The organism is Serratia sp. CY37869 (assembly GCF_052168895.1).
GTDB lineage: Bacteria > Pseudomonadota > Gammaproteobacteria > Enterobacterales > Enterobacteriaceae > Serratia > Serratia ureilytica.
On record NZ_JBJNLU010000005.1, the window covers coordinates 1 to 12,938 of the forward strand.

The window sequence follows — 12,938 nt, forward strand, 5'->3', positions numbered from 1 at the left end:
TTGCAAAAAACTTTTCAAGCGCGGATTTTTTCGGCAAAACGCTGGCCAAACCCGCATTTTTGTCACTTTTCGTACTGAATCTGGCTAAATTCCTGGGCGAAACGATCGACTTGCTGCCAATCTGTGTACTCAACTTCCTTACTGGTATCCGTTTCTCCACCGGTCATACGCATAATAAATTGAATCATGATGCGGTCGAACCAGCGATAACGTGGATAACGCAATGCCCCGGCAAACACCGCGCACTGTTTTGGCTGCCACGGCGACGCCAACAGGAACTTACGGGTATAGGCGTTGGTTTGCGGCGAACGCTTTTCCGGTTTGCGTGCGGTCAGATTGACGGCAAAGAATGCGCTGGGCATCCGATTCAACTGTTCGGCATGACGTTTAACGAATTTATCCAGCACCGGGTTAAAGTGCCCGTAGCGAATAGAAGCGCCGATCATCACCTGCTGATACTGGCTAAGGTCGATCTGTTCCGCCTGCAACAGATCGATAACCTCACAGCGCAGCGTATCCTGCAATTTGCTTGCTATATAAGAAGCGATAGCACGTGTTTGCCCGTCACGGCTCGAATAAAGTATCAATGCCTTCATGGCGTACTCCTTATAACAGGCTCACTCACGCCAGAAGGTTGGCGTGAACAGCACCAGCAATGTAAACACTTCCAGGCGCCCGAACAGCATCGTCACCACCAGGATCCACTTGGCCGCCGCCGGCATCGTGGTGAAGTTGTCCGCCACCACGCCCAGACCAGGACCAAGGTTATTCAGCGTTGCCGTCACTGCGGCAAACGCGGAGAAATCATCAACGCCGGTCGCAATGATCGCCAGCATGCTGACGATAAACACCAGCGCATAGGCGGAGAAGAATCCCCACACTGCTTCCAGAATACGTTCCGGCAGTGCGCGATTGCCCAATTTGATGGTATAGACCGCGTTGGGGTGCACCAGCCTTTTCAACTCGCGCGAGCCCTGCAGGTACAACAGCAGAATACGGATCACCTTCAGGCCGCCGCCGGTCGAACCGGCGCAACCGCCGATGAATGCCGAACACAGCAACAGCATCGGCAGGAACAGCGGCCACTTGGCGATGCTGTCGGTCGTAAAACCGGCCGTGGTCGCCATCGATACCACCTGGAAGAACGCCTGATTGAGCGTTTCCATACCGCTCTTATAGACGCCATGTCCCCAGAGCACCAACGTGCACACCACCACCAGCGTCAGTTGAACGAAGATAAACATGCGGAATTCAGGATCGCGCCCATAGACCTTCAGACTGCGGCCGCTTAGCAAAGCGAAGTGCAGACCGTAGTTACAGCCGGAAATCAGCAGGAACACGGCAATGATGGTGTTGATGGTCGGGCTGGCGTAATAACCGATACTGGCATCGTGGGTAGAAAACCCGCCAATGGCGATGGTCGAGAAACTGTGGCCGATGGCGTCGAACACCGACATCCCGGCCCCCCAGAGCGCCAGCGCACAGGCGACGGTCAGCAACACATAGATTAGCCACAGGGTTTTGGCGGTTTCGGCAATACGCGGACGCATCTTGTTATCTTTCAGCGGCCCGGGCATTTCCGCCCGATACAGCTGCATGCCCCCGACGCCGAGTATCGGCAGTATCGCCACCGCCAACACGATGATCCCCATCCCGCCCATCCATTGCAGCATTTGGCGATAGAACAGGATGGCCTTAGGCAACGAGTCCAGCCCCACCAGCGTCGTTGCGCCGGTAGTCGTCAATCCCGAGAAGGATTCAAAGAAGGCGTCGGTCAGCGACAAATTAGGACGTTCCGAAAACAGGAACGGCAATGCCCCCACGCTGCCCAGCACGGTCCAGAACAGCACGACGATCAGGAAACCTTCACGCGGCTTCAGCTCGTGTTTCTGCTTACGGTTCGGCCACCACAGCATCAGCCCGATGGTCAACGCCACGAAGAACGTTTGGCTGAACGCTCGCCCCGCCCCATCGCGATAAATCAATGCCACCAGGCCGGGAATAAACATCGTCCCGGAGAACAGGATGACCAGAAGACCAACGATACGGGTTATGGCGCGAAAATGCATTTCAGCACGATCCTTAGCAATTCAATTGGGAGGATTATTGCGAAATGGGGGTTAATTGCAAATTACCGCGACTGAGATCACGCAATTTATTCCCAAACAGCTCGACCTCAGTCGCCGGCAGCGCCAAATGCAGCACGACGGCGGCGCCGTATTCACCCTGCAGGATCCGACCTGCGATTTGCTGCAACAAGTTCTCCACCAGCGCCAACTGCGCATAGTCGCACTGCAAGATATATTCGGCTTCGGGCACCTTTTGCGCCAGCGCCAGCTGCTTCAATGCCTGTTGAACACCGTTGCCATAAGCTTTCACCAGCCCGCCGGTGCCCAGCTTGACACCGCCGTAGTACCGAACGACTACGGCGGTCACTTCACCGATACCGCTGCCCATCAGCTGCGCGAGGATAGGTTTGCCGGCGGTGCCCGACGGTTCTCCATCGTCGGAGAACCCCAGCTGCTGCGAATCATCGGGGCTACCGGCGACGAAAGCCCAACAGTGGTGCCGCGCCGCCGGGTGCTCATCCCGCACCTGCTGAATAAACGCCTTTGCCGCCTCCACCCCGCCGGTCGGCGCCAGCAGGGTGATGAAACGGCTCTTCTTTATCTCTTCGGTAAAGCAGGTTGCTTCCGCCGGTATCGGGTACGGCCGCATCAAGCCAGGTTCAGATCGCGCGTCATGTTCTCGATGCGCTTTTCATGGATCACGATGTTGTCTTCGATGCGAATACCGCCATACGGTTTCAGCGCATCGATGCGATCCCAGGCGAAGTGCTGCTTGAACTCGCCGCTGCGCCACGGCGCCAACAGAGACTCGATGAAGTACAGACCCGGTTCGATGGTCAACACCATGCCCGGCTGCAACACGCGGGTACAACGCAGGAACGGGTACTTGGACGGCGCCGCCAGATGGGTGCCTTGCTCATCCTGCATAAAACCGGCGGCGTCGTGCACCTGCAGGCCCAACGGATGGCCCAACCCGTGCGGCAGGAACGGCGTGGTGATACCCGTTTCGACCATCGCCTCTTCGCTGAGGCCATTCACCAGTTTGTGATTCTTGAGCAGCTTGGCGATGCGCTGATGCATCTGCACATGATAGTCGGTGTAACGCACGCCGGTTTTAATGGTGTCGATCAGCGCCAGCTGTTCACTATTGAGATCTTTCACCAGATGAGCGAACTCGCTGCCGCTTTGCGCCGCATAGGTACGCGTCAGATCGGCGGCGTAGCCGTTATATTCCGCCCCGGCGTCGATCAGAAAACTCAGGGACTCGGCCGGCGGCTGATGATCCAGCTTGGTGTAGTGCAGCACCGAAGCGTGCTCGTTCAACGCCACGATGTTGTCGTAAGGCACATCAGTATCGCGATGGCCGGTAGCCGTCAGGTAGGCCAGATTGATGTCGAACTCGCTCATGCCGGAGAGGAAGGCCTCATGCGCGGCACGATGGCCGGTTACCGCCGTCTTCTGCGCTTCGCGCATGCAGGCCAGCTCATAGCCGGTTTTAATCGAACGGTGGAAATCCAGGTAGTTCAGCACCGCTTTCGGGTTGATGTTTTCCGAAGGGATGCCGAGATCGCGGGCGCGCTGTTGGGCATAACCGATATAGCCGACGCGCTCACGCTGCGGCGGCAGCTGCTGCGCGATCGCATCGGCGTTGGCCAGCGGCATCAATTCGAGGGACTTGGTCCAGAAACTGTTCGGCAGCGGCTCAACGCTGTGCCAGTAGTCAACCGGGGAGTAGAACCACAGCTTCGGCTTGTTGACGCCATCTATCCACAACCAGCAGTTCGGCACCGACGTCACCGGCACCCAGGCTTTGAAATGCGCGTTCACTTTGAACGGGTAGCTATGGTCGTCCAAAAATACCTTTTGCAGTTCCCCGGAGTGAATCAGCAGCGCATCCAACTTGTTGCGCTCCAGCACTTCACGCGCGCGTTTTTGCAGTTCTGCCAGGTGGTCGTTATACAAAGAAGCCAGCGTTTCCATCACAGTACCCTTATGCCTTAGCACGAAAGAAGCCATCTTAACACAGCGCTCCGACGCACCAACCTCATCGCGTTGGGCATGCGGAGCAGCTCGCAATTCCCTGCAAATGCCGTTACATCCGCAGCTTAACCATTAACCAGCCGCCCAAACCGAGCAGCGCTATCGCCAGCGCCCACAGGCCATGGTGTTCCAACAACACCGCGCCGGCCGCGGCGACGCCCGCCAGACACTGCTGCAGAAAGCCACACAGCGCCATCGCATAAGCGCCGTACTCTTTGGCATCGCTGACCGCCATCGCCATGCTGTTGGGAAACAGCACCGCCTGGCCAAAAATGGTCAGGCAATACAGCGCGATGAACAGCGCCATGCCGGAAAGGCCAGCCAGAACGCCGCTCCACCACAGCAGCAGGATCGCCGCCGTCGCCAGCGCCACGATGCCGCTGCCGGCCTGCATCAGTTTTTTCCCGCCGAGACGCGCCACCGTACGGTTCACCGTCAGCGCTCCGCTGAAGTAGGCGACGCCGATCACCAGCCCCAGGGCGCCGAACGCCGTGACGTTGAGACCAAACTCCTGCTGCATGACGAACGGACTCACTTCCTGCAGTGTCACCGTGGTGGCAAACCCCAGCCCGCCGACGCAGGCCGGCCAAAAGAACCCAGGCCGCCGCAGGATGGCAAAGTAGGTTGCCGCCATCGCCGGGCGCACGCCCCCTGCCCGTCCCGCCTCCAGCGGCAGCGTCGCCATCAGCGCCAGAATGATCAAACCGGTGGCGCCCATCAGGACGAAGCCCATCTGCCAGTGCGCATATTGGCTCAGCAGGCCACCGATAAACTGACCGCCGCCCAGCGCGGTGATAAAGGCGATGGAGAGCACCGACAGACGCCGCGCCAGTTCGTCCCCGCTCCAGTTATCCCGCACGATGATGCGCGCGATGATCGCCGCACCGCCGGCACCCACGCCCTGCAGCGCACGCAGCGTCAGCAATTGGGCGCCGTTGCTGCACAGCGCCAACAGCCCGCTGCAGCCAATGAAAAGAAATAAAGACAGCGTCAGGGGCACGCGGCGGCCAAAGCGATCGGCGGCCGCGCCCCAGAACAGCACCGGCAAAGCGGCGCCGATGACGAAGATTGAAATGGACAGCTCGGTAGCGCGCCGGCTCATCGCCAGCTCCCGCATCACCGTCGGCAGCGAAGGCAAGTACACGGTCGTCGCCATTTGCGCCATAAACACCAACAGACACGCCAGCGTCATGGTTCTGGCGGGAATGCTCCATAAGCCGCTGCGTTTAACACAAGCCGCCTTAGTCATGCGTAACCTCGTCTGAATGTTCATTCGCTGCGAGCAAGTGTATGAGGGCCGACAAGCTCCGGCAAATGCCGATAGCACATAAAATATAACTTCGTTTCAAATCAAAAAACTAACTTGGCGACATGTGATCAGACCAGCAAAAATGCAATCTCTCATTTGCATATTGTTAACATAAAAACCACACTCCTCTTCATCTGGTCATACCAGATCATACGCTGATTCAGGAGATAGACATGCTCTACCAAGGCGAAACATTACAACTGCACTGGCTCGATAACGGCATCGCCGAGCTGGTGTTCAACGCACCGGGCTCGGTCAACAAGCTGGACACCCGCACCGTCGCCAGCCTGGGCGAAGCGCTCACCGTGCTGGAAAACCAGCCAGAGCTCAAGGGGCTGCTGCTGCGCTCCACCAAAGCCGCATTTATCGTCGGCGCCGATATCACCGAATTCCTTTCTCTGTTCGCCGCGCCGGCTGAAAAGCTGCAGGAGTGGCTGGTATTCGCCAACAACGTCTTTAACCGGCTGGAAGATTTGCCGGTGCCGACCATTTCGGCCATTAACGGCTATGCGCTCGGCGGCGGTTGCGAATGCATTTTGGCGACCGATTTCCGCGTCGCCTCACCGGACGCGCGCATCGGCCTGCCTGAAACCAAATTGGGCATCATGCCGGGCTTCGGCGGCTCCGTCCGCCTGCCGCGCCTGCTGGGTAACGACAGCGCGCTGGAAATCATCGCCGCCGGCAAAGACGTCAGCGCCAAAGACGCGTTGAAAGTCGGCCTGGTCGATGCGGTAGTGGCGCCGGAAAAACTGGCCGAAGCCGCGCTCAACATGCTGCAACAGGCGATCGACGGCAAGCTGAACTGGCGCGCCGCGCGTCAACCGAAGCTGGAGCCGCTGAAGCTCAGCCCGATCGAGGCGGCAATGAGCTTCACCACCGCCAAAGGCATGGTGCTGCAGACCGCCGGCAAACATTACCCGGCGCCGATGACCGCGGTGAAAACCATTGAAGCCGCCGCCAAGCTGGGCCGCGATGAAGCGCTGAAACTGGAAACCGCCAGCTTCGTGCCGTTGGCGCGCTCCAACGAAGCGCGTGCGCTGGTCGGCATCTTCCTTAACGATCAGTTCGTGAAGGGTCAGGCGAAAAAGCTGGCCAAGAATGTGGACGCGCCGAAACAGGCGGCGGTGTTGGGCGCCGGCATCATGGGCGGCGGCATTGCTTACCAATCGGCGTTGAAAGGCGTGCCGGTGATCATGAAGGACATCAGCGACAAATCGCTGACGTTGGGCATGAACGAAGCGGCCAAGCTGCTCAATAAGCAGTTGGAACGCGGCAAGCTGGATGGCCTGAAAATGGCGCAGGTGCTGTCGACCATTCAGCCGACGCTGGACTACGCCGGCATCGAGCGCGCGCAGGTGATCGTCGAAGCGGTCGTGGAGAACCCGAAGGTCAAAGCCGCCGTGCTGTCGGAAGTGGAAAACCTGATCGGCGAAGACACCGTTCTGGCGTCGAACACCTCGACCATTCCGATTAATCATCTGGCAAAATCGTTGAAGCGTCCGCAAAACTTCTGCGGCATGCACTTCTTTAACCCGGTACACCGTATGCCGCTGGTCGAAATCATCCGCGGCGAACAAACCAGCGACGAGACCATTGCCAAAGTGGTGGCCTACGCCAGCCGCATGGGCAAAACGCCGATCGTGGTGAACGACTGCCCGGGCTTCTTCGTCAACCGCGTGCTGTTCCCATACTTCGCCGGCTTCAGCCTGCTGCTGCGCGACGGCGCCGACTTCCGTCAGATCGATAAAGTGATGGAAAAACAGTTTGGTTGGCCGATGGGCCCGGCCTACCTGCTCGACGTGGTGGGCATCGACACCGCACACCACGCGCAAGCGGTAATGGCGGCCGGCTTCCCGGAGCGCATGAGCAAAGACTATCGCGACGCCATTGACGTGATGTTCGACAACCAGCGCTTCGGTCAGAAAAACCAGCTGGGCTTCTACCGCTACAGCCAGGACAACAAAGGTAAGCCGCGCAAGGACAACGACGAGCAGACCGATGCGCTGCTGGCCGAAGTGAGCCAACCGCGCCAGACCATCAGCGACGAAGAGATCGTTGCGCGCATGATGATCCCGATGATCAACGAAGTGGTGCGTTGCCTGGAAGAGAAGATCGTCGCCAGCCCGGCCGAAGCCGATATGGCGTTGGTCTACGGCATCGGTTTCCCTCCGTTCCACGGCGGCGCGTTCCGCTACCTGGATACGCTCGGCACCGCCAACTACGTTGAGCTGGCCCAGCGTTACGCACACCTCGGCGCCCTGTATCAAGTGCCGGCCGGTCTGCGCGCCAAGGCCGAACGCAATGAAAGCTACTACCCGGTGGCGACACCGCTGTCCGACGTCGCAACCCGCCAACCGGCATGAGGTCATAAAGATGGAAAACGTAGTTATTGTTGATGCCGTACGCACGCCGATGGGCCGCTCCAAGGGCGGCGCCTTCCGCCAGGTGCGCGCCGAAGATCTCTCCGCTCATCTGATGCGTGAAGTGCTGAGCCGCAACCCGGCGCTGAACGCCGACGAGATCGATGACATTTACTGGGGCTGCGTGCAGCAGACGCTGGAACAAGGCTTCAACATCGCCCGCAACGCCGCGCTGCTGGCCGAGATCCCGCACCGTGTGCCGGCGGTGACCGTCAACCGCCTGTGCGGCTCTTCGATGCAGGCGCTGCACGACGCGGCGCGCGCCATCATGGTTGGCGACGCGCACATCAGCCTGATCGGCGGCGTGGAACACATGGGCCATGTGCCGATGAACCACGGCGTGGATTTCCATCCGGGCCTGAGCCGCAGCGTAGCCAAGGCCGCCGGGATGATGGGGCTGACCGCTGAAATGCTGGCCAAGATGCACAACATCAGCCGCCAGATGCAGGATGAGTTCGCCGCGCGCTCCCACCAACGCGCACATGCGGCGACGCTGGCGGGTTACTTCAAAAACGAGATCATTCCGACCAACGGCCACGACGCCGACGGCGTGCTGACCCGTTACGATTTTGATGAAGTCATCCGCCCGGAAACCACCGTCGAAAGCCTGTCGGCCCTGCGTCCGGCGTTCGATCCGGTGAACGGCACCGTCACCGCCGGCAGTTCTTCCGCCCTGTCGGACGGCGCTTCCGCCATGCTGCTGATGAGCGAATCACGCGCCAAAGCGCTCGGTTTGAAAGCCCGCGCCCGCATCCGCTCGATGGCGGTCGTCGGCTGCGATCCTTCCATCATGGGCTACGGCCCGGTACCGGCCAGCAAGCTGGCGCTGAAACGCGCCGGCCTGAGCGTGCAGGACATCGATCTGTTCGAGCTGAACGAAGCGTTCGCCGCCCAGTCGCTGCCGTGCATCAAAGATCTGGGGCTGATGGACAGCATCGACGACAAGATTAACCTGAACGGCGGCGCCATCGCGCTCGGCCACCCGCTGGGCTGTTCCGGCTCCCGCATCTCGACCACCTTGTTGAACAACATGGAACGTCGCGACGCGCAGTTCGGCCTGGCGACCATGTGCATCGGCCTGGGCCAGGGTATCGCCACCGTGTTTGAACGCGTTTAGCTGTGTCTATCTTGGGATGACCGCGTCACCACTTCAAATCGCGGCATCCCGCCAAGTTTAGTTGCCGTTCTTCCCGCCTGTCAGGGGCGGGTTTTTTATGCCTGAAATTTGCCGACGCCCAAATAAAAACGGGGCGACCCTCGGCCACCCCGTTCACTGCGCATCGCCTCTGTCAGATAAACGAAAACGCGTCGCCAAACATATGCGCTTCCTGCGCGCCGCGCTCGGCGCAGAAACGCTCGCGGGCGATTTTCGCCATCTCGAAACGCCCGGCGATGTAGATGTCATGCTCCGCCAACGTGCCGAAATCCTGCAACACCGCGCTGAGCACGGTGCCGCTGCGGCCACGCCATTCCGCCTCCGGCTGCTCGACCACCGGGATCACCTTCAGGTTCGGGTGTTGCACCGACAGCGCTTCCAGCTCGCTCAGATCGTACAGGTGCTTCAGCTCACGCCCGCCCCAGTAGATGGAAATGTCGCGATCGGGCTGCTGCTCCAACGCGGTCAACAGGATTGAGCGCGCATAGGAGAAGCCGGTGCCGCCGGCGATCAGCACCAGCGGACGGCAGCCCTCTTCCCGCAGCCAGGCGTCGCCATGCGGCATATCGACGGTGATCGCCTGCTCTTTCAGGATGCGATCCATCACCGCCATGGCGTACAGATTCAGCTCCGAAGCACCGATATGCAGCTCGATGTAATCTTGCTGCGTCGGGGTTGATGCCAGCGAGAACGGACGTTTGTCGCGCTCGTCCATCACCACCATCAGATATTGCCCTGCCTTGAAAGAAAACGGCTGCTCGGGCACCAGACGTACCCGATAAACCGTATCGGTAATGGCCTCTACCGAGGTCACTTTACAGCTCAATATTGTCATGCGTTCCCTCTGTCGGGTCATCAATGCAAAGCTGAGAACAGGGCCTGACGCTATAACGTCGGTTCCCTGTCACTGAAAATTGCGAGCTCATCCCAGATTTCGTCGACGCGCGCACGTACCTTTTCATCCATCTGAATCGGACGGCCCCATTCGCGATCGGTTTCACCCGGCCATTTGTTGGTGGCGTCCAGCCCCATCTTCGAACCCAGTCCGGAAACCGGCGAGGCGAAGTCCAGATAGTCGATCGGCGTATTCTCCACCAGAACCGTATCCCTTGCCGGATCCATTCGTGTGGTGATCGCCCAAATCACGTCATTCCAGTCGCGCGCATTGACGTCATCGTCACAGACGATAACAAATTTGGTGTACATAAACTGCCGCAGGAACGACCAGACGCCCATCATCACGCGTTTCGCGTGGCCGGCGTACTGTTTTTTCATGGTCACCACCGCCAGGCGATACGAGCACCCTTCCGGCGGCAGATAAAAATCAACGATTTCCGGGAACTGTTTTTGCAGGATCGGCACGAACACTTCATTCAGCGCCACGCCCAGGATCGCCGGCTCATCCGGCGGCCGACCGGTGTAGGTCGAGTGGTAAATCGCGTTGCGACGCTGGGTGATGTGCGTGACGGTGAATACCGGGAACTGGTCGATTTCATTGTAGTAACCGGTGTGGTCACCGTAGGGGCCTTCCGGCGCCATTTCACCCGGCTCGATATAGCCCTCCAGCACGATTTCGGCACTGGCAGGCACTTCCAGATCGTTGGAAAGGCACTTGACCACTTCGGTTTTATTGCCGCGCAGCAGCCCGGCAAAGGCGTATTCAGACAGGGTATCCGGCACCGGCGTCACCGCGCCGAGGATAGTGGCGGGATCGGCGCCCAGCGCCACCGCAACCGGGAAACGCTCGCCGGGGTGTGCCTGGCACCACTCCTGGTAATCCAGCGCGCCGCCGCGGTGCGACAGCCAGCGCATGATCACTTTATTCTTGCCCAGCACCTGCTGACGATAGATACCGAGGTTTTGCCGTTCCTTATGCGGGCCGCGGGTCACCGTCAGCCCCCAGGTGATCAGCGGCGCGGCGTCTTCCGGCCAGCAGTGCATCACCGGAATGCGGCCCAGATCGACATCATCGCCCTGCCATACCTGCTCCTGACAAGGCGCGGATCCCAGCACCTTGGTCGGCATGTTCAGCACCTGCTTGAACTTCGGTATTTTGTCGAACAGATCGCGGAAACCTTTCGGCGGCTCCGGCTCTTTGAGGAAAGCCAGCAGTTTGCCGACTTCGCGCAGCGCGCTGATGTCTTCCTGCCCCATGCCCATCGCCACGCGATTGGCGGTGCCGAACAGGTTGCACAGCACCGGCATGTCGTACCCTTTCGGGTTTTCAAACAGCAGTGCCGGGCCGCCCGCCCGCAGGGTGCGATCGGCAATTTCCGTCATTTCCAGGTAAGGATCGATCGGCTGGCTGATGCGTTTTAGTTCCCCTCTCTTCTCCAGCAACGAGAGGAAATCGCGTAAGTCACGGTATTTCATGCTGATCATTATAGCGGCCAGTGGGGAGGGCATTATAAGCCCTCTTCAAGGTTGTTGCTGCAATTTTGTTAACGCCGCCCGCTGCCGGGTGGCCCTCAGCCGCAGTTGAACGGCACCAGCGCAGCCAGTGCGCGCGTATCCTGATATTCGCGCGTCTCTTCGCCGTGGCGGAACACCTTAAAGCCCTGCCCGTTGGCGCTGAAATAACGCAGCGCATTGCCTTCAACGTGCAACAGACTGCCTTCACGCAACGCCACTACCGATTCGCTCGGGTTGATCGCACAGAACTCCGCGAGACGCTCGTCACGGGTTTCGCCCATGTGGCCGCTGATGTGCGCATCGATGTAATGCGGGTTAATCTGCACCGGGAACAACCCCAGCGCCGGCAACACCACGCTGCAGCGCACCGGCATGTCATTGGTGGTGCGAATACTCGGCGTCGCCACGTTGCAACCTGCGCTCCAGCCGACGTAAGGCACTTCACGCTCGCGCACCGCGCGCTGGATAGGCACGATCAGGCTTTGTTCGTGCAGCATCTGGTTCAGCAACCAGGTGTTGCCGCCGCTGACCAAAATGCATTCGGCCTGCGCGATCGCCGCCGCCGGTGAAGCGGCGTGGTGAATGCTGGTGACTTCAATGCCCAATGTTTGCGCCAGCTCCTGCGCGCGCCGATCGTAGTCGTAACGGATCAGCGCGTAAGGGATAAAGACGGCGGATTTGATGCCGCGGCGCGCAATCATCGCCAGCAGTTGGCTTTTGGCGTACCCCAGCAGCTCGGCTTCGCCAGACAGCTTGCCGTTGCTCAACAGAAACAGCTCCATTTTTCTCCCCTCGGTCAAAAACGATGAATAGCGTCACAGCCGGCGGCGCAACGCCTTGCCATACTGTGACGGTAACAAATTTTTAGCCCTCTGTTATACCAGCGCCGTATCGATAAGTGTGTGACCCCTCGCTAATAGCCGTGGATTCAGAAAGATAGGCGATGTTACATGCTGAAACTTGCATCACTATGTATCCGGAATAGCTTTTGATATGCTTACCGGCTGGCAGAAAGGCATGTGAAATTATGGAATCCTGGTATCTACTTTATTGCAAACGCGGTCAGCTGTTGCGAGCGCAGGAACATCTGGAGCGGCAGCAGGTAAACTGCCTCAGCCCGATCATCACGCTGGAAAAAATCGTGCGTGGCAAGCGCATCGCGGTCAGCGAACCCCTGTTTCCCAATTATCTGTTTGTGGAATTCGACCCGGAGCGCATTCACACCACCACCATCAGCGCCACCCGCGGCGTCAGCCACTTCGTGCGTTTCGGCGCGCTGCCGAGCGTCATCCCGAGCAAGGTGATCGATGAGCTGCGCACGCACACCAGCGAGACCTATGTCGATCCGGAAACCCCGCAGCCGGGCGATACCGTTCTGATCGTCGACGGCGTATTCGAAGGGCTGCAGGCGATCTACACCGAGCCGGACGGCGAGGCCCGCTCGATGCTGTTGCTCAACCTGATCAACAAACAGGTCAGTCAAAGCATCGACAATCGGCAATTCCAGAAAATGTAATGCAAAAAGGCGCCCT

The 12,938-nt window shown here is 59.3% G+C and carries 11 protein-coding genes; 3 read left to right on the forward strand and 8 right to left on the reverse strand.

Features of this window, described 5'->3' with window-relative positions:
• Positions 1-62 precede the first annotated feature (62 nt).
• The 5 genes from hemG to ACJ8J1_RS21535 all read right to left on the reverse strand — a co-directional run bounded on the left by hemG (position 63) and on the right by ACJ8J1_RS21535 (position 5,358).
• The gene (gene hemG / locus ACJ8J1_RS21515; RefSeq protein WP_033652659.1) at positions 63-596 is read right to left on the reverse strand and encodes a menaquinone-dependent protoporphyrinogen IX dehydrogenase; all 534 of its coding nucleotides are present in this window, start codon (positions 594-596) and stop codon (positions 63-65) included.
• A gap of 21 nt (positions 597-617) precedes the next feature.
• Positions 618-2,069: a Trk system potassium transporter TrkH gene (gene trkH / locus ACJ8J1_RS21520; RefSeq protein WP_004934492.1), complete on the reverse strand. Its 1,452-nt coding sequence runs from the start codon at positions 2,067-2,069 to the stop codon at positions 618-620.
• Between the two features lie 34 nt (positions 2,070-2,103).
• The gene (locus tag ACJ8J1_RS21525; protein ID WP_033644956.1) at positions 2,104-2,718 is read right to left on the reverse strand and encodes an IMPACT family protein; all 615 of its coding nucleotides are present in this window, start codon (positions 2,716-2,718) and stop codon (positions 2,104-2,106) included.
• Positions 2,718-4,049 (reverse strand): Xaa-Pro dipeptidase, encoded by a 1,332-nt coding sequence (gene pepQ / locus ACJ8J1_RS21530; protein WP_033644957.1) that lies wholly within the window; start codon positions 4,047-4,049, stop codon positions 2,718-2,720. The genes ACJ8J1_RS21525 and pepQ overlap by 1 nt, the downstream gene beginning before the upstream one ends.
• A 112-nt stretch (positions 4,050-4,161) precedes the next feature.
• The gene (locus tag ACJ8J1_RS21535; RefSeq protein ID WP_185741844.1) at positions 4,162-5,358 is read right to left on the reverse strand and encodes an MFS transporter; all 1,197 of its coding nucleotides are present in this window, start codon (positions 5,356-5,358) and stop codon (positions 4,162-4,164) included.
• 233 nt (positions 5,359-5,591) lie between these two features.
• On the opposite strand from ACJ8J1_RS21535, the gene fadB reads away from it, so the two are divergent.
• On the forward strand, positions 5,592-7,781 hold the full coding sequence (fadB, locus tag ACJ8J1_RS21540) for a fatty acid oxidation complex subunit alpha FadB (RefSeq protein ID WP_033644960.1): 2,190 nt from the start codon (positions 5,592-5,594) through the stop codon (positions 7,779-7,781).
• A gap of 10 nt (positions 7,782-7,791) precedes the next feature.
• Positions 7,792-8,955 carry an acetyl-CoA C-acyltransferase FadA gene (gene fadA / locus ACJ8J1_RS21545; RefSeq protein WP_033644961.1) on the forward strand — a complete coding sequence of 388 codons (1,164 nt, stop codon included), beginning with the start codon at positions 7,792-7,794 and terminating at the stop codon, positions 8,953-8,955.
• A gap of 172 nt (positions 8,956-9,127) precedes the next feature.
• On the opposite strand, the gene fre is transcribed toward fadA, so the two are convergent.
• From fre to pepE, 3 genes are all read right to left on the reverse strand, one after another.
• The gene (gene fre / locus ACJ8J1_RS21550; protein WP_069100519.1) at positions 9,128-9,829 is read right to left on the reverse strand and encodes an NAD(P)H-flavin reductase; all 702 of its coding nucleotides are present in this window, start codon (positions 9,827-9,829) and stop codon (positions 9,128-9,130) included.
• 50 nt (positions 9,830-9,879) lie between these two features.
• Positions 9,880-11,400: a 4-hydroxy-3-polyprenylbenzoate decarboxylase gene (ubiD, locus tag ACJ8J1_RS21555; RefSeq protein WP_033644963.1), complete on the reverse strand. Its 1,521-nt coding sequence runs from the start codon at positions 11,398-11,400 to the stop codon at positions 9,880-9,882.
• A 62-nt stretch (positions 11,401-11,462) separates the two neighbouring features.
• Positions 11,463-12,188: a dipeptidase PepE gene (pepE, locus tag ACJ8J1_RS21560; protein ID WP_033644964.1), complete on the reverse strand. Its 726-nt coding sequence runs from the start codon at positions 12,186-12,188 to the stop codon at positions 11,463-11,465.
• Positions 12,189-12,433: 245 nt separating this feature from the next.
• On the opposite strand from pepE, the gene rfaH reads away from it, so the two are divergent.
• The gene (gene rfaH / locus ACJ8J1_RS21565) at positions 12,434-12,922 is read left to right on the forward strand and encodes a transcription/translation regulatory transformer protein RfaH (protein ID WP_033644965.1); all 489 of its coding nucleotides are present in this window, start codon (positions 12,434-12,436) and stop codon (positions 12,920-12,922) included.
• Positions 12,923-12,938: the final 16 nt, after the last annotated feature.

Excerpts from the sequence above, each read along its gene's own strand:
- hemG (WP_033652659.1), bottom strand. The coding sequence starts at position 596 with ATGAAGGCATTGATACTTTATTCGAGCCGTGACGGGCAAACACGTGCT.
- trkH (WP_004934492.1), bottom strand. The coding sequence starts at position 2,069 with ATGCATTTTCGCGCCATAACCCGTATCGTTGGTCTTCTGGTCATCCTG.
- ACJ8J1_RS21525 (WP_033644956.1), bottom strand. The coding sequence starts at position 2,718 with ATGCGGCCGTACCCGATACCGGCGGAAGCAACCTGCTTTACCGAAGAG.
- pepQ (WP_033644957.1), bottom strand. The coding sequence starts at position 4,049 with ATGGAAACGCTGGCTTCTTTGTATAACGACCACCTGGCAGAACTGCAA.
- ACJ8J1_RS21535 (WP_185741844.1), bottom strand. The coding sequence starts at position 5,358 with ATGACTAAGGCGGCTTGTGTTAAACGCAGCGGCTTATGGAGCATTCCC.
- fadB (WP_033644960.1), top strand. The coding sequence starts at position 5,592 with ATGCTCTACCAAGGCGAAACATTACAACTGCACTGGCTCGATAACGGC.
- fadA (WP_033644961.1), top strand. The coding sequence starts at position 7,792 with ATGGAAAACGTAGTTATTGTTGATGCCGTACGCACGCCGATGGGCCGC.
- fre (WP_069100519.1), bottom strand. The coding sequence starts at position 9,829 with ATGACAATATTGAGCTGTAAAGTGACCTCGGTAGAGGCCATTACCGAT.
- ubiD (WP_033644963.1), bottom strand. The coding sequence starts at position 11,400 with ATGCCCTCCCCACTGGCCGCTATAATGATCAGCATGAAATACCGTGAC.
- pepE (WP_033644964.1), bottom strand. The coding sequence starts at position 12,188 with ATGGAGCTGTTTCTGTTGAGCAACGGCAAGCTGTCTGGCGAAGCCGAG.
- rfaH (WP_033644965.1), top strand. The coding sequence starts at position 12,434 with ATGGAATCCTGGTATCTACTTTATTGCAAACGCGGTCAGCTGTTGCGA.